Source organism: Streptosporangium saharense, assembly GCF_014203715.1.
Lineage (GTDB): Bacteria > Actinomycetota > Actinomycetes > Streptosporangiales > Streptosporangiaceae > Streptosporangium > Streptosporangium saharense.
The window spans coordinates 1271051-1295580 of record NZ_JACHJP010000002.1 but is presented as its reverse complement, the minus strand read 5'-3'; the positions used below and the strand labels follow the sequence as shown (position 1 = coordinate 1295580).

General features: G+C 70.2%; 23 protein-coding genes. 10 read left to right on the top strand and 13 right to left on the bottom strand.

The genetic code is table 11. From position 1 onward, the window contains the following. Nucleotides 1-12: 12 nt before the first annotated feature. Nucleotides 13-387, top strand: a complete 375-nt coding sequence (locus tag FHS44_RS14735; RefSeq protein WP_184714651.1) for an Rv2175c family DNA-binding protein — start codon at nucleotides 13-15, stop codon at nucleotides 385-387. Then, the gene (gene thiE / locus FHS44_RS14730; RefSeq protein ID WP_184714649.1) at nucleotides 365-1009 is read left to right on the top strand and encodes a thiamine phosphate synthase; all 645 of its coding nucleotides are present in this window, start codon (nucleotides 365-367) and stop codon (nucleotides 1007-1009) included. The genes FHS44_RS14735 and thiE overlap by 23 nt, the downstream gene beginning before the upstream one ends. A gap of 12 nt (nucleotides 1010-1021) precedes the next feature. On the opposite strand, the gene FHS44_RS14725 is transcribed toward thiE, so the two are convergent. Continuing rightward, nucleotides 1022-2089, bottom strand: a complete 1068-nt coding sequence (locus FHS44_RS14725; RefSeq protein WP_184714647.1) for a polyprenyl synthetase family protein — start codon at nucleotides 2087-2089, stop codon at nucleotides 1022-1024. A gap of 142 nt (nucleotides 2090-2231) precedes the next feature. Between FHS44_RS14725 and metF the strand changes: the two genes are divergently transcribed. Next, complete coding sequence (gene metF, locus FHS44_RS14720) at nucleotides 2232-3164, top strand: methylenetetrahydrofolate reductase [NAD(P)H] (RefSeq protein ID WP_184714645.1); 933 nt, start codon at nucleotides 2232-2234, stop codon at nucleotides 3162-3164. On the opposite strand, the gene FHS44_RS14715 is transcribed toward metF, so the two are convergent. Both FHS44_RS14715 and FHS44_RS14710 read right to left on the bottom strand, forming a co-directional pair. Continuing rightward, nucleotides 3161-3712 (bottom strand): GNAT family N-acetyltransferase, encoded by a 552-nt coding sequence (locus tag FHS44_RS14715; RefSeq protein WP_312863661.1) that lies wholly within the window; start codon nucleotides 3710-3712, stop codon nucleotides 3161-3163. The two genes, metF and FHS44_RS14715, sit on opposite strands and share 4 nt — an antisense overlap. A gap of 75 nt (nucleotides 3713-3787) precedes the next feature. Next, nucleotides 3788-4267 (bottom strand): YbaK/EbsC family protein, encoded by a 480-nt coding sequence (locus tag FHS44_RS14710; protein ID WP_184714643.1) that lies wholly within the window; start codon nucleotides 4265-4267, stop codon nucleotides 3788-3790. A 124-nt stretch (nucleotides 4268-4391) separates the two neighbouring features. Here FHS44_RS14710 and FHS44_RS14705 point away from each other — a divergent pair, with 124 nt between their 5' ends. Both FHS44_RS14705 and FHS44_RS14700 read left to right on the top strand, forming a co-directional pair. Further along, nucleotides 4392-5177, top strand: a complete 786-nt coding sequence (locus tag FHS44_RS14705; protein ID WP_246435420.1) for a L,D-transpeptidase family protein — start codon at nucleotides 4392-4394, stop codon at nucleotides 5175-5177. 666 nt (nucleotides 5178-5843) lie between these two features. Next, nucleotides 5844-6290: an SAV_6107 family HEPN domain-containing protein gene (locus FHS44_RS14700; protein ID WP_184714639.1), complete on the top strand. Its 447-nt coding sequence runs from the start codon at nucleotides 5844-5846 to the stop codon at nucleotides 6288-6290. Nucleotides 6291-6307: 17 nt separating this feature from the next. On the opposite strand, the gene FHS44_RS14695 is transcribed toward FHS44_RS14700, so the two are convergent. The 10 genes from FHS44_RS14695 to FHS44_RS14650 form a co-directional block, all read right to left on the bottom strand. Then, the gene (locus tag FHS44_RS14695; protein ID WP_184714637.1) at nucleotides 6308-7534 is read right to left on the bottom strand and encodes a PP2C family protein-serine/threonine phosphatase; all 1227 of its coding nucleotides are present in this window, start codon (nucleotides 7532-7534) and stop codon (nucleotides 6308-6310) included. A 152-nt stretch (nucleotides 7535-7686) separates the two neighbouring features. Then, nucleotides 7687-8181: a transcriptional regulator BldD gene (gene bldD / locus FHS44_RS14690; RefSeq protein ID WP_184714635.1), complete on the bottom strand. Its 495-nt coding sequence runs from the start codon at nucleotides 8179-8181 to the stop codon at nucleotides 7687-7689. Between the two features lie 269 nt (nucleotides 8182-8450). Continuing rightward, nucleotides 8451-9359 (bottom strand): universal stress protein, encoded by a 909-nt coding sequence (locus FHS44_RS14685; RefSeq protein ID WP_184714633.1) that lies wholly within the window; start codon nucleotides 9357-9359, stop codon nucleotides 8451-8453. Next, a complete protein-coding gene (locus FHS44_RS14680) occupies nucleotides 9356-10780 on the bottom strand; it encodes an amino acid permease (RefSeq protein WP_184714631.1) in 1425 nt (474 codons plus the stop codon). Before FHS44_RS14680 ends, FHS44_RS14685 begins: the two co-directional genes overlap by 4 nt. 24 nt (nucleotides 10781-10804) lie before the next feature. Then, on the bottom strand, nucleotides 10805-11740 hold the full coding sequence (gene arcC, locus FHS44_RS14675; protein WP_184714629.1) for a carbamate kinase: 936 nt from the start codon (nucleotides 11738-11740) through the stop codon (nucleotides 10805-10807). Between the two features lie 2 nt (nucleotides 11741-11742). After that, nucleotides 11743-12747: an ornithine carbamoyltransferase gene (gene argF, locus FHS44_RS14670; protein WP_184714627.1), complete on the bottom strand. Its 1005-nt coding sequence runs from the start codon at nucleotides 12745-12747 to the stop codon at nucleotides 11743-11745. A 21-nt stretch (nucleotides 12748-12768) separates the two neighbouring features. Then, a complete protein-coding gene (locus FHS44_RS14665) occupies nucleotides 12769-14013 on the bottom strand; it encodes an arginine deiminase (RefSeq protein WP_184714625.1) in 1245 nt (414 codons plus the stop codon). Further along, nucleotides 14010-15458, bottom strand: coding sequence for an amino acid permease (locus tag FHS44_RS14660; protein WP_184714623.1), 1449 nt, complete (start codon nucleotides 15456-15458; stop codon nucleotides 14010-14012). Before FHS44_RS14660 ends, FHS44_RS14665 begins: the two co-directional genes overlap by 4 nt. A gap of 86 nt (nucleotides 15459-15544) precedes the next feature. After that, nucleotides 15545-15820, bottom strand: a complete 276-nt coding sequence (locus tag FHS44_RS14655) for a DUF3040 domain-containing protein (RefSeq protein WP_184714621.1) — start codon at nucleotides 15818-15820, stop codon at nucleotides 15545-15547. Nucleotides 15821-15913: 93 nt separating this feature from the next. Then, nucleotides 15914-16828: a F0F1 ATP synthase subunit gamma gene (locus FHS44_RS14650; RefSeq protein ID WP_184714619.1), complete on the bottom strand. Its 915-nt coding sequence runs from the start codon at nucleotides 16826-16828 to the stop codon at nucleotides 15914-15916. 243 nt (nucleotides 16829-17071) lie between these two features. Between FHS44_RS14650 and pyrR the strand changes: the two genes are divergently transcribed. The 5 genes from pyrR to carB all read left to right on the top strand — a co-directional run bounded on the left by pyrR (nucleotide 17072) and on the right by carB (nucleotide 24434). Continuing rightward, entirely contained in the window at nucleotides 17072-17641 is a 570-nt protein-coding gene (gene pyrR, locus FHS44_RS14645) for a bifunctional pyr operon transcriptional regulator/uracil phosphoribosyltransferase PyrR (RefSeq protein WP_221460696.1), read from the top strand. Next, complete coding sequence (locus FHS44_RS14640; RefSeq protein ID WP_184714615.1) at nucleotides 17638-18570, top strand: aspartate carbamoyltransferase catalytic subunit; 933 nt, start codon at nucleotides 17638-17640, stop codon at nucleotides 18568-18570. Before pyrR ends, FHS44_RS14640 begins: the two co-directional genes overlap by 4 nt. Beyond that, complete coding sequence (locus FHS44_RS14635; protein WP_184714613.1) at nucleotides 18567-19862, top strand: dihydroorotase; 1296 nt, start codon at nucleotides 18567-18569, stop codon at nucleotides 19860-19862. Before FHS44_RS14640 ends, FHS44_RS14635 begins: the two co-directional genes overlap by 4 nt. A gap of 149 nt (nucleotides 19863-20011) precedes the next feature. After that, the gene (gene carA / locus FHS44_RS14630) at nucleotides 20012-21148 is read left to right on the top strand and encodes a glutamine-hydrolyzing carbamoyl-phosphate synthase small subunit (protein WP_184714611.1); all 1137 of its coding nucleotides are present in this window, start codon (nucleotides 20012-20014) and stop codon (nucleotides 21146-21148) included. Then, nucleotides 21141-24434, top strand: a complete 3294-nt coding sequence (gene carB / locus FHS44_RS14625) for a carbamoyl-phosphate synthase large subunit (protein ID WP_184714609.1) — start codon at nucleotides 21141-21143, stop codon at nucleotides 24432-24434. Before carA ends, carB begins: the two co-directional genes overlap by 8 nt. Nucleotides 24435-24530: the final 96 nt, after the last annotated feature.

The window sequence follows — 24530 nt, the reverse complement described above, 5'->3', positions numbered from 1 at the left end:
AGTGGTGGATTCGTGACGCTTTCTGTTGCGCAGATCGACCGGGAAACAGACCAGTTGGTGGGCGAGTGGCTCACCCTGACCGAGGTCGCCAGGAGACTCAACCTCAGCACCGGTCGCGCGAAGCAACTTCTCAAGGACCGCAAACTCATCGGAGTGCGAAGGGGCGGTGGCGAGCCACAGGTTCCCGCCGCCTTCCTCGCCGACGGCGACGTCGTCAAGGGACTGCCGGGCACGCTCACCGTGCTGCTCGACGCCGGATACGACGACGTCGAGTCGCTCCGGTGGCTCTTCACCCCAGACGAGACCCTTCCCGGGTCCCCGGTGGACGCGATCGTCGCGGGCCGCCACACCGAGGTCAAGAGACGTGCCCAGGCGCTTGCTTTCTGACGCCCGCCTCTATCTCTGCACCGACGGGCGCCGCGACCGCGGTGACCTGGCCGACTTCCTCGACGCCGCCCTCGCCGGTGGGGTCGACATCGTCCAGCTCCGTGAGAAGGGCCTTGAGGCGCGCGAGGAACTCGCCCTCCTTGAGGTCTTCCGCGAGGCCTGTGACCGCCACGGCAAACTGCTCGCGGTCAACGACAGGGCCGACATCGCCCACGCCGCCCGCCCCGACGTGCTCCATCTCGGCCAGGACGACCTTCCCGTACGGGTCGCCCGCGACATCCTCGGCGACGACCTCCTCATCGGGCGTTCCACTCACGCCCCGCAGGAGGCCTCCGCCGCGGCCGTCGAGCCGGGAGTCGACTATTTCTGCTGCGGCCCCATCTGGCCGACACCCACCAAACCGGGCAGGCACGCCCCCGGCCCCGAGCTGCTCAGGCACGCCGCGGCGCTGGAGACGGACCGGCCCTGGTTCGGCATCGGCGGCATCGACCTGTCCAACCTCGACGAGGTCATGTCGTACGGCGTACGCCGGGTGGTGGTCGTGCGGGCCATCACCGAGGCGGACGACCCGAAGGCCGCGGCGGGGGAGTTCAGGAGGCGCCTGACCGCCGGACTCCCCTGATCGTGTTCCCCGTCAGGTACGCCGTGACGTGGCGGCGACGGCCAGGTCGGCCAGCGCCGTACGGGACTCAGGGGTGATCGGGGCGCCCTCAAGCGAGGCGAGGGCATGGTCGAGATACTCCTTGATCATGTTCTCGCACGCCGCGAGGGCCCCGGTCTCCTCGATGATCTGACGCAGCCCGGCCACCCCGGCCGCGTCCAGGTCGGGGTCGCCGAGCGTCTCCTCGACCGTCCTGGCCTGCGACGGGGTCGCCGCGGCCAGGGCACGGGCGACGAGCATCGTCCGCTTGCCCTCCCGGAGGTCGTCCCCGGCGGGCTTGCCCGTCTCCGCAGGGTCGCCGAACACGCCGAGGATGTCGTCGCGGAGCTGGAAGGCGATGCCGACGTGGCGGCCGTACTCCTCGCAGAGCCGGTCGATCCACGGCTCGCGCCCCCGCGCGGCCAGCACCAGGCCGAGCCTGAGCGGCTGCTCGACGGAGTACTTGCCGCTCTTGAAGAGGGCGACGCGCAGCGCGCTGTCGAAGGTGTTCTCCTCGTGCGCCTGCTCAAGCAGGTCGAGGTACTGCCCGCACATCAGCTCGGTGCGCATGTGGTCGTGGATCCGCTGGGCGGCGGCCAGCGACTCGGCGGGCAGCCCGCTGTTGCGCCACATCTCCCCGGACCAGATGAGCAGCAGGTTGCCGAGCAGGATGGCGGCTCCCTCGCCGAACTGCTCCGCCGAGCCGCGCCAGCCCGACTTCTCGTGCATCGCCTGGAACCTGCGGTGCGCCGACGGCATGCCCCTGCGCAGGTCACTGGCGTCCATCACGTCGTCGTGCACCAGGGCGCTCGCCTGGAGCAGCTCAAGGGAGGCGGCGGCGGTGAACAGCGCCGGGTCGTCGTCCCCGCCCGCGCCGTGCCAGCCCCAGTAACAGAAGGCGGGCCGCAGCCGCTTGCCGCCCGCGAGGAACTCCTCGGCCGCGGCGACCAGCGGGGCCAGCTCGGGCGCGCCGACCAGGGGGCGCTGCCGGTCGACGAACTCCCGCAGGGAGCGATCCACTTCGGAACGGATGGTGTCGAGGGCGGCCGCGGAAGGGGTCATGCACCGAGATTATCGGCCCGGAGATGTGGGGTTATGTCCGCGGTGTCCTGTGGAGGCCCACCACGGAGATCAGGGGGAGCGGCAAGGACATTGGGGCGATCACGATTGTGGCGGCCGGTCGGGCGGCCAGTACCCTAGGAGCATGGCTCTGGGTCGCTCGTCAGTCTTTCCCGAACGCGTGCCCACCGTCCGCGAGCTTCTCGCCACCGGTGGCCGGTCGTTCTCGTTCGAGTTCTTCCCTCCGAAGACCGACGAGGGGGAGCGGCAGCTCTGGCGAGCCATCAGGGAGCTTGAGGCCCTGCGGCCCACGTTCGTCTCGGTCACCTACGGCGCCGGTGGCGGCACCCGCGACCGGACGGTCGAGATCGTGGAGCGGCTCGCCCACGAGACGACGCTGACCCCGGTCGCCCACTTCACCGCCGTCAACCACTCCCTGCGTGAGCTGCGTCACCTGGTCGGCAGGTTCGCCGGGGCGGGCGTGCGCAACATCCTCGCCGTGCGGGGCGACCCGCCCGGCGACGTGACGGGAGAGTGGATCCGCCACCCCGAGGGGGTGCAGTACGCCGAGGAGCTGGTCAGGCTCATCCGCCAGTCCGGCGACTTCTGCGTCGGCGTGGCCGCCTTCCCCTACAAGCACCCCAGGTCCGTCTCGGTCGAGGCCGACACCGAGCACTTCGTGCGCAAGTGCCGCTCTGGCGCCGACTACGCGATCACGCAGATGTTCTTCCGCGCGGAGGACTATCTGAGGCTGCGTGACCGGGTGACCGCCCGCGGATGCGAGACCCCGATCATTCCCGGCATCATGCCCGTCACCCAGATGAGCACGATCGCCCGCTCGGAGCAGCTTTCCGGGGCGCCGTTCCCGCCCGAGGTCGCCGCCAGGTTCGAGGCCGTCGCGCACGACCCCGCAGCGGTGCGCAGCCTGGGCATCGAGCACGCCGCCGAGCTGTGTCAGACGCTGCTCGACGAGGGCGCGCCCGGCATCCACTTCATCACCTTCAACCGGTCGAGCGCGACCCGGGAGGTCTTCCAGGCCCTCGACGTCAGGACCGGGGCGGCCCCGCTGGCGGTCTAGGAACCGGCCAGGGGGAGCCGGGTGCCGAGGATCGCGTAGCGCTCCTGGCCGCCGGGGAAGACGAACCCGGTCAGCAGGTCGCCGAAGCCGAGGCTGCGGTAGAGGTGACGGGCCGCGGTCTCCTGGTCACGGGTCGACAGTACGGCGGTGCGCTCCAGGCGCCCCGCGCACAGGCCGGTGACCATGGCCCTGCCCACGCCCTTGCCCTGATAGTCGGGGTGGACGTGGATCTCGGCCAGTTCGAAGGCGTCGTCGAGCCACTCGCCCGTCCTGGCCTGCCCGTCGTGCTCGGTGAGCGCCTGACGGACGACGCCGTGCCACCACTGGCCGGGCTCGCCGTGGAAGCCGTAGGCGACGCCGACCGTCCTGCCGTCGGCGCGCTCGGCGAGCAGACAGGTGAACCCGGTGTAGGAGGCGTGGCCCCTGATGATCGCCCTTCGCCCGGTGAGCTGGTCGGCGGGCGGGAGCATCGCCGCGGTGTAGACGTCGAGAACCGCGTCGAGTTTCGCGGTGAACTCCTCGGGGTCGACCCGTCGCAGTTCGATCACGCAACGCACCCTAGCAGGACAATCAACATGAGGACCGCTCGAAGGTACCAAAGTGACCTGCGGGTGAGCCGGTGGTCAGCGCTCGACCTCGGCCGGGGTTCCGCCGGTGACGCGGACCAGTTCGGCGAAGGAGGTCGGGAAGACCGTGTGCGGGTGTCCGGCCGCCGCCCAGACCACCTCGTGCCTGTCGAGCCAGACGTCGACCAGCGTCCTGATCGGGGCGGGGTGCCCGAGCGGGGCGACGCCGCCGATGACCTGACCGGTCGCCGCGCGGACGAAGTCGGGGGCGGCCCGCCGTACCCTCACCGCGCCGACCGTCTCGGCGATCAGGTCGGTGTCCACTCGGTGGGCGCCGCTGGTCAGCACGAGGAGCGGCGCGCCGTCGGCGTCGAAGATCAGGCTGTTGGCGATGGCGCCGACCTCGCAGCCGAGCTGCGCCGCCGCGGTCGCGGCGGTCGGCGTCGCCTCGTCGAAGACGACGATCTCCCCGGTGACGCCGTGCTCCCGCAGGGCGGCGGCGACCTTCTCGACGTTGGGATGCAACTTTTCTGGCACCCGGCCACTCTAAACGGGTTGACCATCCATTACCTCTTCATAACCGTTGTCGGGGAGTAGGTGGTTCGTGCGCTATGGTCCGTTGTTCGGACTTGACTTACAGGAGGGGATGATGGTGATGGGGATGGGAGGACGGTTCGGAGTGGCCGCGCTGGTGACGGCGCTGGTGACGACGGGGACGGTGCTGTCGGCCTCGCCCGGCGTCGCCGACGCCCAGGTCGCCACCTCCGCGGCGACCGCGGTCACGGCTGCGGCGCCGGGTTTCGTCGCCCCCGGCCAGACGCTGAAGCTCGGCGCGAAGGGGACGGCGGTCAAGGCGCTCCAGACCAGGCTGAGGGAGCTGGGCTACCTGCCGGGCACGGTGGACGGGCGCTACGGCGGCACGACCCTGACCGCGCTCTGGGCCTTCCAGAAGATCAACGGCATCGCGCCGACCAGCACCGTGACCAGGAAGACCTGGAACGCTCTACAGAACCCCAGGGCGCCGAGGGTGCTGGTGCCCAACGGCAGGCCGACCAGGGTCGAGGTCAACCTCACCCAGCAGGTGATGGTGCTGTACCTCAACGGCAGGGTGAAGCTGATCAGCCACATCTCCTCGGGCAGCGGCATCCCGTACTGCGAGACGGCCACCTGGGAGGGCAAGACCCAGCGGTTCTGCGGCAACGCCCGCACGCCCACGGGTGACTACAAGACGACCTGGCGCAGGAGCGGCTGGCACAGGTCCTACCTCGGGCAGCTCTACAACCCGATCTTCTTCAACGGCGGCATCGCCCTGCACGGCGCGCTCTCCGTGCCGCTGGCCCCGGCCTCGCACGGCTGCGTACGGCTGCCGATGAACGTCGCCGCGGTCCTGCCCGGCCTGCTCGGCACCGGGGTCCCGGTGCACGTTCGGGGGAAGTTCGTCCGCTGACGATGTGATTGTGGTTCCTCGTGCCCCCGGTCCTGGGAAGGGCCGGGGGCACGGTCGTCTTGACGGGTGTTTGCCTCCGTTGTGAACACCGGTCCCGTGCCGCTTTCCCGCCATACGGAACGGCACGGCCTCCATGTCCCGGGTCTCTCGGGGGCTATGGAAAACCGCACAACCCTCCAAAGCCCACCTTGAACATTTAAAGCAGGCATATGCCTATAAATCAGTCGATGGGATGGGGAAAAGGATGCGGCTGCCGCCGTACACCCGCCGTGTGAAGGGGGCTCCGGAGGGTGTCCGAAACCCCTTGTCCGTGACCGCCCTCGCTTGTCCCGGCGCGACCCACGGCGAGGAGCGGGGCGCCGGGGGCGGATGGTTCGTGAGGGTCCCGGCTGCCTCGTGGTGTCGAACTTTTGTTCGTGCGTTTACTTGACACTACCTGTGATCGAATTTATGTTCGATGTGATGACGTGGGGCTCGCGGCCCACGTCCAGGTGGCTGGCCCTCGTCAGGACCGTCGGCCACGGCGGGCAGGGCGAGGCCGGGGCGGACGGGGAGAGGGGAAGCTCCTCGTCCGGCCGCCCGGAGGATTTGTCGGTGGGGTCTGCGAGTGTTGACCTGACCGGCGGATTCGCCGGGAGCCGCTTGCGACCAAGGAGGCTGAAGCACATGACCCCTCGGCTCAGCGATTCCGATGGGCCCCGGCTCTCATCCACGGTGCGGGCGCACCTGGCCGACGCACGCGACTGCCTTGAGGAGGCCAGTGCCGCCAGGACCCCCGCCACCCGATACGTCGCCGCCCACCTGGCGGCCCTGCGGGCGGCCGCGGCCATCCTGGCCGCACGGCCCCGCCCCATGGACGGCCGCAGGCGCCGCCTGCGCAGCGCCTGGGAGCTGCTGCCCGAGGCCGAGCCCAGGCTCGCCGAGTGGGCGCCCTACTTCGAGATCAGCGCGACCAAGCGGGCCGCGGCCGAGGCGGGCATGACCCGCATGGTCTCCGCGCGGGACGCCGAGGAGCTCATCTCCGAGGCCGAGCGGTTCGTCGTCACCGTGGAGACCCTCCTCGGCCTGCCCGCCCAGACCACCCTCCCGGCCCGCGTCCCCATGGCGGGCTAGCAGGCCGTACCTCCCGATCAGGCCGCGGAGGAGGTCAGCGGGCGGGCGGTGCGGTGGCGCAGCAGGAGCATGGCGGCGTCGTCGCTCAGCGGCCTGCCCACGTGACGCAGCAGGTCGGCGCGGAGCGCGTCGAGGGCGAGCTGCGGGTCCGAGCCGCTCAGCAGGTGCGCCCTGGAGGCCAGCGGATAGAACTGGCCCGTTCCATCGCGCGCCTCGATGACCCCGTCGGTGTAGAAGAGCACCTGGTCGCCGGGCTCGAAGCGGATCTGGTGCGGCACCGCCTCGCCTCCCTTCAGCGACGCCATGCCCAGCGGAAGGGCCTCGTCGGGAGGCTCGGCGAAGGAGCGGCTGCCGTCGGCCGCCAGCACCATGGGCGGCGGGTGGCCGCAGTTGATGACGGTGATGGAGGTCCCCTCCTGCGCCTCGCCGAGATCGGTCAGGTCGGTGATCTCGGACAGGATGGCGGTGACGAACTGCTCGCCCGACAGCTCCCGCGACAGGGCGTTCTCCAGGCGCGCCACAACGCCCTGTAGCTTGGCCTCGTCGTGGGCGGCCTCCCTGAAGGCGCCGAGCACCACGGCGGCCGTCTCGACGGCCTCCAGGCCCTTTCCCTGGACGTCCCCCACGATGATCCGCACCCCGTGCGGGGTGGTCACCACCTCGTACAGGTCGCCGCCGATGCGGGCCTCGGCCGTGGCCGAGGTGTAGGAGACGGCCACGCCGATGCCGGGGCCCGCCCTGCGCGGCACGGGCCGCAGCAGCACCCGCTGGGCGGCCTCGGCGACGGAACGGACGTCGGCGAGCTGACGCTCGTGCCTGAGCCGTCCCGCGCTGGCCAGCACGCTGGCCACCGTGACACCGAGGATGGCGGCCATGGTGATGTTGGTGCGGGAGGTCCACAGGATGTCGTTGTAGACGCCGAGGGCCACGCACAGCGTCAGCGCGATGAGGCCCGCGACCGTGGTCCTGGCCAGGCCGCAGGCCACACTGGCGAAGGCCGGACCGAGGGCGAGCAGCGGCAGCAGCCCCGAGGTCGGCCCCGAGCCGAAGTCGATCAGCGCGACCAGGCCCATGACGACGAACGGCAGCAGCCTGAGCGTCTCCTGGGTCCTGGTCGCCCCGACGGAGGTCAGCAGCCGCAGGAACGCCCGGGTCTTGGTGGACCCGAGCGCGGCCTTGAGGGAGGCGAGACGGCTTTTCGGGCGCGGTCGAGAGGGATCGTGACGATCCTCTCCCCGGGCCATGTCCACCACATCTCGTTAAATGCCATGTTTGCCTTTTCCTACCACAGCGATCGTGATCCGTGGCGGCGTGCGGGCCATGTTCTAACGAGAGAGGAAGACTTACGGCTCGCCGGGCACGCCCGGCCGCGGGGGGCCCGCGACCGGACGGGTCGTCAGAAGGACTCGACGGCCCTGCGGGCCTCCGGGTCGAGCACACCCCAGTTGATGAGCTCCTCGGTGAGCTCGCTGGGGGACTTGTCGTAGATCACGGCCAGGGAGCGCAGGTCCTCCTGACGGATGGACAGCACCTTGCCGTTGTAGTCACCACGCTGGCTCTGGATGGTGGCCGCGTAACGCGCCAGCGCACCCGCCTTCTCCTTGGGTAGCTGGGCAAGACGCTCAAGGTCGATCACAAGCTTCGGCGTGGGGCCCAGCGGGCTCGGAGCGCTGCCCCCTGGCAGGAGCTCATTGACCGGAACACCGTAGAAGTCGGCCAGCTCGGCCAGCTTCTGCACCGTGACCGCACGGTCCCCACGCTCGTAGGAGCCGACGACAACGGCCTTCCAACGGCCGCGGGACTTCTCTTCGACTCCGTGCAGGGACAGGCCCTGCTGAGTGCGAATCGCGCGGAGTCTTGCACCCAGCGACTTGGCGTATTCAGACGGCATCGTGTGGCCCCCCGGCTCGGTTATGTACTGCTTTCAGTTGATTGTCCTCCCTCGCAACTTATGCCCCAACCACCGGGTTGGCCTGGGGTAGGCACCTTCGGTGACTGATGCGTCGGGGTTTACCCGATAACGCCGCGAGGTGTGGTTACGGACAGTGACGGTAAAGCTGTGGGCGCCTAAGGTCAAGCTGATTGGAAAAAAGATGTCGAATCCGATCCGATGTGGTCCGCCTCAAACGCCGTGCTTGTCCCATCGCGGATAGTGAATCATCACCGCTTCCCCCGCTGTGCGGCGGACCCTGGCTTCCCGGAGGGGGTCCTGGGCACCATCATCACCGGACAGGGCGCCGAACGTATGATCTTCAGCGAGACGTCGCCGAGAAAGACCCGCCGCACGGGCCCGGTCTCGCTCGACGCGCAGATCACCATCGTCGCCTCGCAGTCGGTTCCGGCCAGCGCGGCCGTCACGTCCCTGCCCTCCAGCACCTCCACGTCCACCCGGACGTCGTCGTGCCCCCGGATGATCTCCTCAAGGTCGGCGGTGACCTTCTCCCTGAGCCTGCCGAGCATCTCGGTCTCGATCCTGCCCCGCCGTCCCCCGCTCAGCACGAGGGTGACCAGGCGCAGCGGGACGTCCATCCGCTCGGCGAGCACGAAGGCCTGCCGTACTGCCTCGTCGGAGGCGGGGTCGCGGCGGTAGGCGACGGTCAGCCGCCGCAGGCCGGGCGGGTGGGTCTCGGTGTATCCCCTGGGGGCCAGGGCGACGGGCACGGGGGAGGTGTGCAGGAGCTGGTCGGCGGTGCTGCCGACCCGGATACGGCCCCTGCCGCCGCCGGGGGCCGAGCCGATGACCACCGCGTCGGCCTCGACCTGTTTGGCGAGCTGGACCAGCCCCCTGCCGCTGCCCCGGTGGCCGTGGGAGACGAACTCGACCGGCACGTCCCGCACGTCGGCCAGCAGCTCGCGGGCCTGGTCCAGGACGGCCTTCGCCTGCGCCGTCACGTAGGCCCGCCACTCGGCGTCGATCTTCCCCGGCCCCGGCGTGGGCCAGGCGGGCACGTGGACGTGGGCGACGGTCAGCCGGGCCCCGGCCTGGCGGGCCAGCAGTACGGCCAGCGTCAGCCCGTCCTGTCCCCGGCTTCCGGGGACGAATCCGGCGAGGATGTGCTCGATCTTCATCGGACGCTCCTGCTGAGGCGTGAGTGGCGGAAGCCGTACAGGAAGTAGGCGAGCAGGCCGACGGCCATCCAGATGGCGAAGGCGAGCCAGGTGACCCCGGCCAGGCCCAGCATGACCACCACGCAGAAGATCACCCCGAGGATCGGGGTCAGCGGGAAGAGCGGGGTCCTGAAGCTGCGCGGCAGGTCCGGCTGGGTACGGCGCAGCACCAGCACGCCGACGTTGACGATGGCGAAGGCGAACAGGGTCCCGATGCTGGTGGCCTCGGCGAGCTGGCCGAGCGGGATGAACCCGGCCAGCACGGAGACGAACGTGGCGACGATGAGCGTGTTGGCGACCGGGACCTGGCGGCGCGGGTCGATCCGCTCGAAGATCCTCGGCAGCAGGCCGTCGCGGGACATCGCGAACAGGATGCGGGTCTGGCCGTACAGCACGGTCAGCACGACGCTGGCGATGGCGATGACCGCGCCGAAGGAGATGATCAGGCCCGCCCAGGTCGAGCCGGTCGCGCGGTCGGCGATCAGGGCGAGGCTGGCCTCGGTGGTCTCCGGGTCGAACTGCTGCCAGGGCATGGCGCCGACGGCGGCCAGCGCGACCAGCACGTAGACGACAGTGACGATGACCAGCGACAGCAGGATCGCCAGCGGCAGGTCGCGCTTGGGGTTCCTGGCCTCCTCACCGGCGGTCGAGGCGGCGTCGAAGCCGATGTAGGAGAAGAAGACCTGCGAGGCGGCCGCGGTGATGCCGGCGACGCCCATCGGGACGAAGGGGGTCAGGTTGCCGCTCTCGAAGGCGGTGAAGGCCACGACGCAGAAGAACACCAGCACCGCGATCTTGATCAGCACGAAGATCGCGTTCGCGGTCGCGCTCTCCGAGGCGCCGCGCAGCAGCAGCCAGGTGGCCAGCAGGACGATCAGGATCGCGGTGACGTTGATCACGCCGCCCTGGTCGCCGGGGGAGTGGGTGATGGCGGCGGGAAGCTGCCAGCCGAACAGGTCGCGGAAGAAGTGGTTGAGGTACTCCCCCCAGCCGACCGCGACCGCCGCCACGGAGACGGCGTACTCCAGCATCAGGCACCAGCCGCACACCCAGGCGACCAGCTCGCCCAGCGTCGCGTAGGCGTAGGAGTAGGAGGAGCCGGAGACCGGGATGGTCCCGGCCAGCTCGGCGTAGGACAGCGCGGAGAACAGCGCCGTGACGGCCGCCAGGACGAAGGCGAGGATCACCGCGGGTCCCGCCTTCGGCACGGCCTGGCCGAGGATGACGAAGATGCCCGTGCCGAGGGTGGCACCCACGCTGAAGAGGGTGAGCTGCCACAGGGTCATGGTCCGGCGCAGCTCGCCGCCCTCGCCGTGACCGCCCTCGGCGACGATCTGCTCGGCGGGTTTGGTGCGCAGGAGCCGCCGTACCACGGAGTCCACGTGTTGCCCTCCTCGAAGAGACCGTCAAAGGGTGCTGGCCAGCGGCCAGGTGGCGTTGGGGGTGACGATGGTGCCCGCCTCGCCCTCCAGGATCAGCTCCGCCTCGTCCAGCTTCCCGATCGCGGCCATGTCGCCGGTGGTCTCGACGAAGCGGCAGGCGGCCTCGACCTTGGGGCCCATGGAGCCCGCGGGGAAGCGCTCGGCGCGAAGCTGGTGCGGCGTGGTGTGGGTGATCTCCTCCTGCCGCGGCGTCCCGAAGTGCCTGGCGACCCGCGACACGTCGGTGAGGATCATCAGGACGTCGGCCTCAAGGGCCTCGGCGAGCACCGAGGCGGTCAGGTCCTTGTCGATGACGGCCTCGACGCCCTGGAGCTGGCCCCTGTCGTTGCGGATGACCGGGATCCCGCCGCCGCCCGCGCAGACCACCACGACGCCGTCGCGGACCAGGCGGCGCAGCAGCCGGGTCTCCACGACCCGCTGCGGGGCGGGGGAGGGCACGACGCGGCGCCAGTACTGACCGTCCGGCTTGACGGTCCAGCCGTACTCCCCGGCCAGTTTCTCCGCCTCGGCCCGCTCGTAGACCTGGCCGACGAACTTCGTCGGGTCGTCGAAGGCGGGATCGACCGCCGAGACGAGCGTCTGGTTGATCGTGGCGGCCACCTGCCGCCCCGGAAGCGCGTTCTGCAGGGCCTGGAGCATCCAGTAGCCGATCATGCCCTGCGTCTCGGCGCCGATGGTGTCCAGCGGGTACGGCCTGGCCAGGTTGGGGTCGTTGGCGCTCTCCAGCGCCAGCACGCCGACCTGGGGGCCGTTCCCGTGCGTGATGATCAGCTCGTGCCGCTCGGCGAGCCTCGCCAGTGAGGCGGCGACGACCTGGACGTTCTCCCGCTGGGTCAGCGCGTCGGGGCTCTGCCCCCTGCGCAGCAGCGCGTTGCCCCCGAGGGCGACCAGAACCCGCATCCTCAGTCTCCCAGGGTGGCGACCATGACGGCCTTGATGGTGTGCAGGCGGTTCTCCGCCTGGTCGAAGACGATCGAGATCGGCGACTCGAAGACCTCGTCGGTGACCTCAAGGGCGTCGTGGCCGGTCTTCTCGTACAGCTCCTCACCGACCTTCGTCTCCCGGTTGTGGAAGGCGGGCAGGCAGTGCATGAACCTCACCCCGGGGTTGCCGGTCGCCTCGACGACCGAGGCGTTCACCTGGTACGGCATGAGCAGCTTGACGCGCTGGTCCCACACCTCCTTCGGCTCGCCCATGGACACCCACACGTCGGTGTAGAGGAAGTCCACGCCCCTGACGCCCTCGGCGACGTCGTCGGTGACGGTGATCCTGGCGCCGGTCCTCTCGGCGAGGTCCCTGGCCGGTTTGGCGACCGTGGCCTCCTCGGGCCACAGCTCCCTGGGGGCCACGATCCGCACGTCCATCCCCATCAGCGCGCCGGTGACCAGCAGCGAGTGGCCCATGTTGTTGCGGGCGTCGCCGAGGTAGGCGTAGGAGATCTTCCGCAGCGGCTTGTCGCTGTGCTCCCGCATGGTGAGCAGGTCGGCGAGCATCTGGGTGGGGTGCCACTCGTCGGTGAGGCCGTTCCAGACCGGGACTCCCGAGCAGGCGGCCAGCTCCTCGACGTAGGCCTGCTTGCTGCCCCGGTACTCGATGCCGTCGAACATCCTGCCGAGCACCCTGGCGGTGTCGCGCACCGACTCCTTGTGGCCCATCTGGGAGCCGCTGGGGTCGAGGTAGGTGACGTGCGCCCCCTGGTCGTGCGCGCCGACCTCGAAGGCGCACCGGGTGCGGGTCGAGGACTTCTCGAAGATCAGGGCGATGTTCTTGCCCTTCAGGCGCGGCCTCTCGTTGCCCGCGTACTTGGCCGCCTTGAGCTCGGCCGCGAGGGTGACGAGGAATCCGAACTCCTCAGGGGTGAAGTCGAGCTCCTTGAGGAAGCTGCGGTTGCGCAGGTTGAATGCCATGTGCGTGTCCCTGGTGAGAGGTCAGATGCCGTCGCGTTCGAGGGGACAGCTCATGCAGCGGGGGCCGCCCCTGCCCCTGCCCAGCTCGCTGCCCCTGATGGTGATCACCTCGACGCCGTTGGCGCGCAGGTAGTTGTTGGTGGTGGTGTTGCGCTCGTAGGCGACGACGACGCCGGGGCTGAGCGCGAGCACATTGCAGCCGTCGTCCCACTGCTCCCGCTCGGCCGCGTAGACGTCCTGGGTCGGGGTGAGGATTCTGACCTCGTCCAGGCCCATGGCGTGGGCGATGGCCCGGTGCATGTCCTCGGGCGCGTGGTCGGTGATCTTGAGTTCCTTCTCGGTGTCGCCGGGCTCGACGGTGTAGGAGGGCAGCATGCCCAGCCCGGCGAACTTGGTGAACACCCCCACGTCCACGCTGGTCATCACGGTGTCCAGGTGCATGAAGGCCCGCGCCTTCGGCATGTTCAGGGCGACGATCTTCCGCGCGGCCCCCTTGGCGAACAGGCTGCGCGCGAGCATCTCGACAGCCTGCGGCTGGGTGCGCTCACTCATCCCGACGAGTACGGCGCCGCGCCCGATCACCAGCACGTCACCGCCCTCGATGGTGGCCGGGGCGGCGGCCAGGCCCGGCATCCACAGGTTGAAGCCGCCCTCGTCCGGCCTGTCGAAGCCCCGGGCGAACATCGGGTGGAAGCGGTAGATCGCCTCGTAGTTCACGGTCTCGCGCTGGCGGGCCTTCTTGCGCATGGCGTTGATGGAGACGCCGTCGTAGATCCAGCAGGAGGTGTCGCGGGTGAACAGGTGGTTGGGCAGCGGCGGCAGCACGAAGTCGTCGGGGCCGAGGGTGTGGAAGGCCAGGCTCTTGGGGTCGGTGCCCCGGTCGACGAGCTCCTGCTTGGTGATCCCGCCGGTGAGGTAGAGCTGCAGGTCGTCGGAGTGCATCGCGTCCAGCGCGTTGCGCAGGGCGTCGACGGCCATCGGGCCGAAGAAGCGCTCCTCGATGACGTGGTCGAGGATGTACTTGCGGGCCTCGGGGATGTCGATCGTCTCGCGCAGCAGGTCGCCCAGCAGGTAGACGGTGACCCCGCGCTCGGTCAGCACCCGCTGGAACTCCTCGTGCTCCTCGACCGCGCGCTGCACCCACAGCACGTCGTCGAAGAGGAAGTCGTCCTTGTTCGACGGGGTGAGCCGTTTCAGGGACAGCTCGGGCCTGTGGAGCAGGACCTTGTGGAGCCGTCCGACTTCGGAGTCGACGTGAAAGCTCATTTCTCTTCCTCCATGGTGGACCGGCCGGGTACCTCGTCGGCGGGGCCGTACTCGCCGCGTTTGGCTTTTGTCCAGATGTAGACAGGAATGCCCACCAGGAGCATCAGGAAGCCCACGAAGATGGCCTGGGTGCCGGCGCCGTACGTCATCCAGAAGGCGAACAGGATGGCGACCGCGGTGACGGTCAGGTCGCGGCCGAGCCTGACCCCCTCGACCCTGCGGGCCCCGGTGACCAGCCAGAAAAGCTGGGCGCACGCGGAGAAGAAGTAGGGGATGACCGTGGTGAAGGTGGCGATCAGCAGGATCCTGTCGAAGCCGCCCTCCGAGCCGAGGTAGTTGTAGAACACGACAAGCGAGGTCAGCGCGGTCCCGGCGACGATGCCGAACCAGGGCACGCCCCGGCGTGACCGGGCGGCGAAGACCGAGGGGAACAGGCCGTCCCTGGCGGCGGCCATCGGCATCTCCGCGACCAGCATGGTCCAGCCGTTGATGGCGCCGATGCCGGAGACGATCGCGCAGGCCGCCATGATGCCGCCGCCGACGCTCCCGCCGAACATGCCGTTGATCGCGTCGGCGAAGGGGGCTGTGGAGTTGGCGAGCGCCTCGTGCGGGACGGTGCCGAAGATGGCGACCGTGCTGAGCATGTACATCGCGGCGCAGATCAGCACGCCGTAGACGCTGGCCCTGCCGATGTTGCGGGCCGGGTCCCTGACCCGTTCGGCGACGATGGTGACGCTCTCCACACCCGAGTAGATGAACAGCGCGAGCGCGCCCGCGGTGGACAGCGCGGCGATCCAGGAGCCGCCGGTCGCCACGAAGGGGCCGAAGTTGGCGCCCCGCATGAAGAACAGGCCGACCACCGCGACGAAGAGCAGCGGGATGAACTTCAGCACCGTGGTGACCACCGCGAAGGCGCCGATGTTGCGCACCCCGCTCAGGTTGATCAGCGCCGGGATCCACAGGGCGACGAGCGCCAGGGCGATCTGGGCGGCCGGGGACTCCCAGCGCAGGAAGTAGTTGACGTAGTTGACCCAGACGACGGCGATGGCGGCGTTGCCGATCCAGGCGGTCAGCCAGAACGACCAGGCGTTCCAGAAGCCGGAGAACTCCCCGAAGGCGTCCTTGGCGTAGGCGTACGGCCCGCCGCCCGCGGGCAGGCGCGCGCCGAGCCTGCCGAAGACCACGGCGAGCGCGATGGCGCCGACCGACACCAGGGCCATGGCCAGGAGACTGACGGTGCCGTAGGCGGCCAGCGAGGCGGGAAGCAGGAACACGCCCGTGCCCACGATGTTGCCCACGATCAGGGAGATCGCCGCGGGGAGACCGAGTTTGCCGTGTTCCTCGGCGATCTCCTCGGCCGCCCTGTCGCGGATCACCGCTTCTTCAGCGGCGGCGTTCTCTGCGGCGGTGCGCCCTCGCGGACGGTCGCCGAAGGAATCTCCCATCCACGCCCCCCGGCACGGTGCCAATACCCAATGGGTCCCCAGGGGAGGAAGGGGCGAAACCCGCCCTACCAGGGCGGACGGTGCGATCAGCCGCGGGTCAGCGCGTGGGTGGGGGAGGGGGCGACCTCGGCCGTCGAGCCCGAGATCGGGGGAAGCACCACGGCCATGATCGCCATGATCGCGGCCAGCAGGGCGACGGGAATCAGGACGCCGGGGAAGGGGCTGCGGCGGACGGGTAGCGGCTCGGCGGTGACCGCGCCGGTCGCGAACGACGACAGCGTCTCGGCCAGGAGCGGGTCCTCGACGTAGAGCCGGTCGGCGATTCCGTCAAGGGCGCGCTTTTCGCGAGCGGACAGGCCCATGGTTCTCGATCCCCCGGTGGCTGACGATGACCCGAAGGATTTTAATGCCACTTTGTCGGGTTTTGCCAAGTTGGGGAGTGTAGATCTTCGTTCCTACCGGATGCCCTCGGGGTGGGCCAGCGCCTCGGCCCCGCCGGTGATCTCGGTCAGCTCCGTGGTGATCTCCGCCTGGCGCGCGGAGTTGGCCCGCCGGGTCAGCAACGCGAGGATCTCGCGGGCGTTGTCCGTCGCCGACGTCATCGCCTGACGCCGCGCGGCGTGCTCGGCGGCGCTCGACTCCAGCAGCATGCGCCAGATCCGCGCCCTGACGTACTGCCGCAGCAGCAGGTCCAGCACGACCGCGGCGGAGGGCTCGAAGGTGTACGGCGGAGGCGGAGGCAGATCCTCGTCTCCCTCTGCCTCGCGCTCCTCGACCTCGATGGGCAGGATCCTGTGCACCCTGGTCCGCTGGGTCAGCATGGAGACGAACTCGGTGAACACCACGTGCACCTCGCCGACCCCGCCCTCCCTGGTCGGCCTGTCGAAGGCCTCGACGAGCGTCTGCCCGATCTCCGCTGCGGCCTCGTAGGTCGGGCGGGCGGACAGGCCGGTCCACTCCCGTTCCGTGCTCCTGCGCCTGAAGCGGTAGAAGTCAGCCGCCCTGCGGCCGTACAGGTAGAACACGGGCTCCCTGTCCCGCTCGCGCAGGTAGGCGGCCAGCGCGTCGCCCTGACGCAGCGCGTTGCCGTTGAACGCGCCACAGAAGCCCCGGTCCGAGGTCAGCACCAGCACGGCCACCCGCGAGGTGTCCGGCCGCCGGTTGAGCAGCGCGTGGTTCATGTGGAGCCCATGACTGACCAGGATCGAGGCCACCCCGGTGATCTCCTTCGCGTACGGCCTGGCCGCCTCAAGGCGTCTACGGGCCTCGGGGATCCGCGAGGAGGCGATGAGCTCCTGGGCACGGGTGATCTTGGACGTCGAGGTGACGGACCGGATGCGCGCGCGGATCGCGCGGAGTTCGGCTCCCATGACCCCCTCCCTGGTCCACGGCCGGTTGGAAGGGGACTGCCCGGCGTGGTCTGCGGCTATGGCCGGAGGAGGGCCAGGTTTCGCCAATCGGCGGGCCGTCCGGGTCATGCGAGTTATATGTCTTCTTTGTAGTGGTCAGGGAGTCAAGGGGGTGGTTCAGGGGCATCGCCGGGCGGCTGCTAACGTGAAACCGTCAGCTTCCTTTAAGACCCGTCCCGTGAGGCGGGAAAGGTGGTGTTCTCATTGGCTGATTCCGTTTCGCATGCCCGCGGGGGCGCGCACGCGGTCCTCGAAGGACCCGACATCAACCGCGCGCTGATCCGCATCTCCCACGAGATCCTCGAACGCACCAAGGGTGCCCAGGACATCGTCCTGCTCGGGATCCCCACCAGGGGCGTCTACCTCGCCCGCCGCCTGGCCGCCTACATCAGGCAGTTCGAGGGCCGCTCCGTGCCGGTCGGCTCCCTCGACGTCACCATGTACCGCGACGACCTGCGCCTGCGTCCCGCCCGCGCGCTCGGCCGCACCGAGCTGCCCGCCGACGGCATCGACGGCAGGACCGTGGTCCTCGTCGACGACGTCCTCTACTCGGGCCGCACGGTCCGCTCCGCCCTCGACGCCCTCAACGACCTGGGCCGCCCCCAGGTCGTCCAGCTCGCCGCCCTGGTGGACCGGGGCCACAGGGAGCTGCCGATCAGGGCCGACTACGTGGGCAAGAACCTCCCCACCTCCAAGTCCGAGATCGTCAAGGTCTGCCTGGAGGAGAACGACGGCCGCGACGCCGTCCTGCTGCTGAAGGAAGACGACAAGTGAAGCGGCACCTGATCTCGGCGGCCGACCTGAGCCGTGACGACGCCCTGCTGATCCTGGACACCGCCGACGAACTGGCGAAGATCTCGGAACGGTCCATCAAGAAACTGCCCACCCTGCGGGGCCGTACGGTCGTCAACCTCTTCTTCGAGGACTCCACCCGCACCCGCATCTCCTTCGAGGCCGCGGCCAAGCGCCTGTCCGCCGACGTCATCAACTTCTCCGCCAAGGGGTCGAGCGTCTCCAAGGGCGAGTCGCTGAAGGACACCGCGCTGACCCTTGAGGCCATGGGCGCCGACGCCGTCGTCATCAGGCACGGCGCCTCGGGCGCCCCGCACCGCCTGGCGAACTGGGTGCGCGGCAGCGTCGTCAACGCCGGGGACGGCACCCACGAGCACCCGACCCAGGCCCTGCTCGACGCCTTCACCATGCGCCGCCGCCTCGGCCCGCTCGACGGCAGGAAGATCACCATCGTCGGCGACGTCCTGCACAGCCGGGTCGCACGCTCCAACGTGCTTCTGCTGTCCACCCTCGGCGCCGAGGTGACCCTGGTCGCCCCGCCGACCCTGCTGCCGGTGAGCGTCGGCTCCTGGCCGTGCGAGGTCTCCTACGACCTGGACGCCGTGCTGCCCAAGTCCGACGTGGTGATGATGCTGCGCGTGCAGCGCGAGCGGATGAACGCCGCCTTCTTCCCCACCGAGCGCGAGTACAGCCGCCGCTACGGCCTCGACCGCGAGCGCGTCGCCCGGCTGCACGACGAGGCCATCGTGATGCACCCCGGCCCGATGAACCGGGGCATGGAGATCGCCGCCGAGGTGGCCGACTCGCCCCGCTCGACGATCGTCGAACAGGTCGCCAACGGTGTGACCACCCGCATGGCCGTCCTTTACCTGCTGCTCGGCGGCGCCGACCTCGGAGGAGAGATCCAGTGAAGACCATCGTCATCAAGGGCGCCAGGATCCTCGGCGGCGAGCCCGCCGACATCTTGATCCGCGACGGCGTCTTCGCCGAGATCGGCCAGGACCTGAGCGGGGACGAGACGATCGACGCCACCGGGCTCGTCGCGCTGCCCGGCCTGGTCGACCTGCACACCCACCTGCGCGAGCCCGGCCGCGAGGACGCCGAGACCGTGGAGACCGGCACCCGCGCCGCCGCGCTCGGCGGCTACACCGCGGTCCACGCCATGGCCAACACCGACCCGGTCGCCGACACCGCGGGCGTCGTCGAGCAGGTCTGGCGCCTCGGCCAGGAGGCAGGGCACTGCGACGTGCGCCCGGTCGGCGCCGTCACCGTCGGGCTCGACGGCGAGCGCCTGGCCGAGCTCGGCGCGATGGCCGACTCGGCCGCCCGGGTCCGCGTCTTCTCCGACGACGGCAAATGCGTCTCCGACGCGGTGCTCATGCGCCGCGCCCTGGAGTACGTCAAGGCCTTCGACGGCGTGGTCGCCCAGCACGCCCAGGAGCCGCGCCTGACCAAGGACGCGCAGATGAACGAGGGCGCGGTCTCCGGCAGGCTCGGCCTGAACGGCTGGCCCGCGGTCGCCGAGGAGGCGATCATCGCCCGAGACTGCCTGCTGGCCGCGCACGTCGGCTCCCGCCTGCACGTGTGCCACCTGTCCACCGCGGGCTCCGTCGAGATCGTCCGCTGGGCCAAGTCGAAGGGCTGGGACGTCACCGCGGAGGTGACCCCGCACCACCTGCTCCTGACCGACGACCTCGTCGAGGACTCCCCGGTCGGCTCCTACAACCCCATCTACAAGGTGAACCCGCCGCTGCGCACCCGCGCCGACGTCGAGGCGCTGCGCGCCGCCCTGGCCGACGGCACGATCGACTGCGTCGCCACCGACCACGCCCCGCACCCGGTCGAGGACAAGGAGACCGAGTGGGCCGCCGCGGCCATGGGCATGATCGGCCTGGAGACCGCGCTCTCGGTCGTGCAGGAGGCCATGGTCGAGACCGGGCTGCTCGACTGGGCCGGTGTCGCCGAGCGCATGTCCTTCGCCCCGGCCAGGATCGGCAGGGTCGCTGACCACGGCCGGCCGATCGAGGTGGGGGCCCCGGCCAACGTCACCCTCTACGACCCGGCCGTGCGCGCCGAGGTGGACCCGGCTGGATACGCCTCCAAGAGCCGCAACACCCCCTACCAGGGCAGGGCCCTGCCGGGACGGGTCGTGGCGACCTTCCTGCGCGGCAGGCCGACCGTCCTGGACGGAAAGCTCGCCTGACGCCTCTCACCCGCGGCGCGCGGACGTCCCCGGCGGTGGGGCGTCCCCGTCCGGGACGGAGCCGTCCCACATCATGGAGAGACACCCCTCAGGTGTGCCAGATATTTCATACTTTGCGGAGCAATGACCGAGATGATCGGGGTGTTTGAGTGACCGCAGTGCTAGTGCTGGAAGACGGCCGTGTCTTCCACGGAACCCCGTACGGGGCCCAGGGGGAGACCTTCGGCGAGATGGTCTTCAACACCGGGATGACCGGCTACCAGGAGACCCTCACCGACCCCTCCTACCACCGTCAGATCGTCGCGATGACCGCGCCGCACATCGGCAACACGGGGGTCAACGACGAGGACCCCGAGTCCTCCCGCGTCTGGGTCTCCGGCTACGTGGTCCGCGAACCCGCCCGCGTCCCCTCCAACTGGCGATCGAGGCGCTCCCTCGACGACTACCTGAAGGACCAGGGCGTCGTCGGCATCGCCATCCCCGGCACCCGTGCCCTCACCCGCCACCTGCGCGAGCGCGGCGCCATGCGCGCGGGCGTCTTCTCCGGCGAGGCCCTCGCGCCGGTGGAGGAGCTCCTCGCCAGGGTCAGGAACAGCCCCGCCATGGAGGGCGCCGACCTCGCCGAGGCGGTCTCGACCGCCGAGCCGTACGTCGTGCCCGCCGTCGGGGAGAAGCGCTTCACCGTCGCGGCCGTGGACCTCGGCATCAAGGCGATGACCCCGCACCGGATGGCCGAGCGCGGCTGCGAGGTGCACGTCCTGCCCGCCTCCAGCACCGTCGAGGACATCCTCGCCCTCGACCCCGACGGGGTGTTCTTCTCCAACGGCCCCGGCGACCCGGCGACCGCCGACCACCAGGTCGAGGCGCTGCGCGGCGTGCTCGAAGCGGGCAAGCCGTTCTTCGGCATCTGCTTCGGCAACCAGATCTTCGGCCGCGCCCTCGGGCTCGGCACCTACAAGCTGCGCTACGGCCACCGCGGGGTCAACCAGCCCGTCCAGGACCGCCGCACCGGCAAGGTGGAGATCTCCGCGCACAACCACGGCTTCGCCGTACGGGCCCCGCTTGAGGGCACCTTCGACACGCCGTACGGCCCGGCGGAGGTCAGCCACGTCAACCTCAACGACGACTGCGTCGAGGGGCTGCGGCTGGTCGACCGGCCCGCCTTCAGCGTCCAGTACCACCCGGAGGCCGCGGCGGGCCCGCACGACTCCGCCGGGCTGTTCGACAGCTTCTGCGCGCTGATGGAAGAGACAGGGAACACGACGGGGGGGAACAAGGGTGCCTAAGCGCACGGACATCCAGTCGGTCATGGTGATCGGCTCGGGGCCGATCGTGATCGGACAGGCCTGCGAGTTCGACTACTCGGGCACCCAGGCCTGCCGCGTGCTGCGGGCCGAGGGCTTCCGCGTGATCCTCGTCAACAGCAACCCGGCGACGATCATGACGGACCCCGAGTTCGCCGACGCGACCTACGTCGAGCCGATCACCCCGGAGATCGTCGAGAAGATCATCGCCAAGGAGCGCCCCGACGCGCTGCTGCCCACCCTGGGCGGGCAGACCGCGCTCAACACCGCGATCGCCCTGCACGAGGCCGGGGTCCTGGCCAAGTACGACGTCGAGCTGATCGGCGCGGACGTGGACGCCATCCAGGCGGGCGAGAACCGCGAGATGTTCAAGGACATCGTGGCCAAGGTCGCCGCCGAGCGCGGCCTCAACGCCGAGTCGGCCCGCTCGTTCGTCTGCCACACCATGGACGAGTGCGTGGCCGCGGCGGGCGAGCTGGGCTACCCGCTGGTCGTGCGGCCCTCCTTCACCATGGGCGGCGTCGGCTCGGGCTTCGCCCACGACGAGGAGGGGCTGCGCCGGATCGCCGGAGCGGGCCTGGACGCCTCGCCGACCACCGAGGTGCTCCTTGAGGAGTCCATCCTCGGCTGGAAGGAGTACGAGCTGGAGGTCATGCGCGACAAGGCCGACAACGTCGTCATCGTCTGCTCCATCGAGAACCTCGACCCGATGGGCGTGCACACCGGCGACAGCGTCACCGTGGCCCCCGCGCTGACCCTCACCGACCGCGAGTACCAGAACATGCGTGACGTCGCCATCGCGGTCATCCGCGAGGTCGGCGTGGACACCGGCGGCTGCAACATCCAGTTCGCGGTGAACCCGGAGACCGGGCGCATGATCGTCATCGAGATGAACCCCCGCGTCTCCCGCTCCAGCGCCCTGGCCTCCAAGGCCACCGGCTTCCCGATCGCCAAGATCGCCGCCAAGCTGGCCATCGGCTACACCCTGGACGAGATCCCCAACGACATCACCAGGGAGACCCCGGCCTCCTTCGAGCCCTCGCTCGACTACATCGTGGTCAAGGTCCCGCGTTTCGCCTTCGAGAAGTTCGCCGGGGCCGACCAGACCCTGACGACCCACATGAAGTCGGTCGGCGAGGCCATGGCCATCGGCAGGTCCTTCCCCGAGGCCCTGCAGAAGGCCCTGCGCTCCCTGGAGAAGAAGGACGCGACCTTCACCTGGGCCGGGGAGCCCGGCGACAAGGACGCGCTGCTCGACGCCTGCCGTACACCGCATGACGGCAGGCTGCGCACGATGCAGCAGGCCATCCGCGCGGGCGCGACGGCGGAGGAGCTGTTCGAGGCGACCTCGGTGGACCCGTGGTTCCTCGACCAGCTCTACGCGATCGACGAGGTCGCCGCCGAGCTGCGCGACGCCGAGGCCCTCACCGCCGAGGTCCTCACCACGGCCAAGCGGTACGGCTTCAGCGACATCCAGATCGCCGAGCTGCGCGGCACGTCGGAGCCGGAGATCCGCGCCCTGCGGCACACGCTGGGCGTGCGGCCCGTCTACAACACCGTGGACACCTGCGCCGCCGAGTTCGCCGCCCAGACGCCCTACCTCTACTCCACCTACGACGAGGAGACCGAGGTCCCGCAGGGCGAGCGTCCCAAGGTCCTCATCCTCGGCTCGGGCCCCAACCGCATCGGCCAGGGCATCGAGTTCGACTACGCCTGCGTGCACGCCTCGTTCGAGCTGTCGGCCGCCGGATACGAGACCGTCATGGTCAACTGCAACCCGGAGACCGTCTCGACCGACTACGACACCTCCGACCGGCTCTACTTCGAGCCGCTCACCCTGGAGGACGTCCTTGAGGTCGTCCACGCCGAGCAGCAGAGCGGCCCCGTCGCGGGCGTCATCGTCCAGCTCGGCGGCCAGACCCCGCTCGGCCTGGCCCAGGCGCTCAAGGACGCCGGGGTGCCGATCGTGGGCACCTCGCCCGAGTCGATCCACCTCGCAGAGGAGCGCGGCGCGTTCGGCCGGGTCCTGGCCGAGGCCGAGCTGCCCGCGCCCAAGCACGGCACCGCCGTCACGGTCGAGGAGGCGCTGGAGATCGCCGAGGAGATCGGCTACCCGGTGCTGGTGCGGCCCTCCTACGTCCTGGGCGGTGCGGGCATGGCCATCGTCTACGACGACAGGACGCTGAGCACCTACATGGCAAGGGCGGGCGCGGCCAGCGACCACCCGGTCCTGGTGGACAAGTTCCTCGACGAGGCCGTCGAGATCGACGTGGACGCCCTGTTCGACGGCGAGGAGCTCTACCTCGGCGGCGTGATGGAGCACATCGAGGAGGCCGGCATCCACTCCGGCGACTCGGCCTGCTCGCTGCCCCCCATGACGCTCGGCAGCCACGACATCAAGCGCATCCGCGCCGCGACCGAGGCCATCGCCAGGGGAGTGGGCGTGCGGGGGCTGCTGAACGTGCAGTACGCGATGTCGGCCAACATCCTGTACGTCCTTGAGGCCAACCCCAGGGCCAGCCGTACGGTGCCGTTCGTCTCCAAGGCGACCGCGGTCCCGCTGGCCAAGGCGGCGGCCAGGGTGATGATGGGCGCGACCGTGGCCGAGCTGCGGGCAGAGGGCATGCTCCCGGCCGAGGGCGACGGCGGCACGCTGCCGCTCGACGCGCCCATCGCGGTCAAGGAGGCCGTGCTGCCGTTCAACCGCTTCCGGGGCGTGGACACCGTGCTCGGCCCCGAGATGCGCTCGACCGGCGAGGTCATGGGCATCGACGAGTTCTTCGGCACCGCCTACGCCAAGTCGCAGGCCGCCGCCTACGGCTCGCTGCCGACCAAGGGGCGGGCGTTCGTCTCGGTAGCCAACCGTGACAAGCGCGCGATGATCTTCCCGGTCAAGGCGCTGGCCGACCTCGGCTTCGAGATCCTGGCGACCGAGGGCACCGCCGAGGTGCTGCGCCGCAACGGCGTCCATGCCAAGATCGTGCGCAAGCAGAGCGAGGGCCCGGGTCCCGACGGGGAGCCGACCATCGGCGGGCGCATCCTGGACGGCGAGGTGGACCTCATCGTGAACACGCCCTTCGGCAGCCCCGGCCAGTCCGGGCCGCGGCTGGACGGCTACGAGATCCGCACCGCCGCGGTGCTGCGGGGCGTGCCCTGCATCACCACCGTCCAGGGACTGGCGGCGGCCGTACAGGGCATCCAGGCCATCGTCCGCGGCGACGTCGGCGTGCGCTCCCTGCAGGAGCACGCGCGGCGGCTGCGGGGCTGAGCCCGCCGAGGAACGGCCCCGGCGACCCCCGTGACGGGCGGGGACCGGCCGTGGGCGTGGAGAATGAGGAGCCGGACGCGACCGTGGGCGCGTCCG

Coding starts and splice junctions, on each gene's coding strand:
- FHS44_RS14685 (WP_184714633.1), bottom strand. CDS start 9,359: ATGAAGATCGAGCACATCCTCGCCGGATTCGTCCCCGGAAGCCGGGGA.
- FHS44_RS14705 (WP_246435420.1), top strand. CDS start 4,392: ATGGGAGGACGGTTCGGAGTGGCCGCGCTGGTGACGGCGCTGGTGACG.
- FHS44_RS14655 (WP_184714621.1), bottom strand. CDS start 15,820: ATGGGCCTGTCCGCTCGCGAAAAGCGCGCCCTTGACGGAATCGCCGAC.
- argF (WP_184714627.1), bottom strand. CDS start 12,747: ATGGCATTCAACCTGCGCAACCGCAGCTTCCTCAAGGAGCTCGACTTC.
- FHS44_RS14725 (WP_184714647.1), bottom strand. CDS start 2,089: ATGACCCCTTCCGCGGCCGCCCTCGACACCATCCGTTCCGAAGTGGAT.
- arcC (WP_184714629.1), bottom strand. CDS start 11,740: ATGCGGGTTCTGGTCGCCCTCGGGGGCAACGCGCTGCTGCGCAGGGGG.
- FHS44_RS14665 (WP_184714625.1), bottom strand. CDS start 14,013: ATGAGCTTTCACGTCGACTCCGAAGTCGGACGGCTCCACAAGGTCCTG.
- FHS44_RS14695 (WP_184714637.1), bottom strand. CDS start 7,534: ATGGCCCGGGGAGAGGATCGTCACGATCCCTCTCGACCGCGCCCGAAA.
- FHS44_RS14650 (WP_184714619.1), bottom strand. CDS start 16,828: ATGGGAGCCGAACTCCGCGCGATCCGCGCGCGCATCCGGTCCGTCACC.
- bldD (WP_184714635.1), bottom strand. CDS start 8,181: ATGCCGTCTGAATACGCCAAGTCGCTGGGTGCAAGACTCCGCGCGATT.
- FHS44_RS14700 (WP_184714639.1), top strand. CDS start 5,844: ATGACCCCTCGGCTCAGCGATTCCGATGGGCCCCGGCTCTCATCCACG.
- FHS44_RS14660 (WP_184714623.1), bottom strand. CDS start 15,458: ATGGGAGATTCCTTCGGCGACCGTCCGCGAGGGCGCACCGCCGCAGAG.
- metF (WP_184714645.1), top strand. CDS start 2,232: ATGGCTCTGGGTCGCTCGTCAGTCTTTCCCGAACGCGTGCCCACCGTC.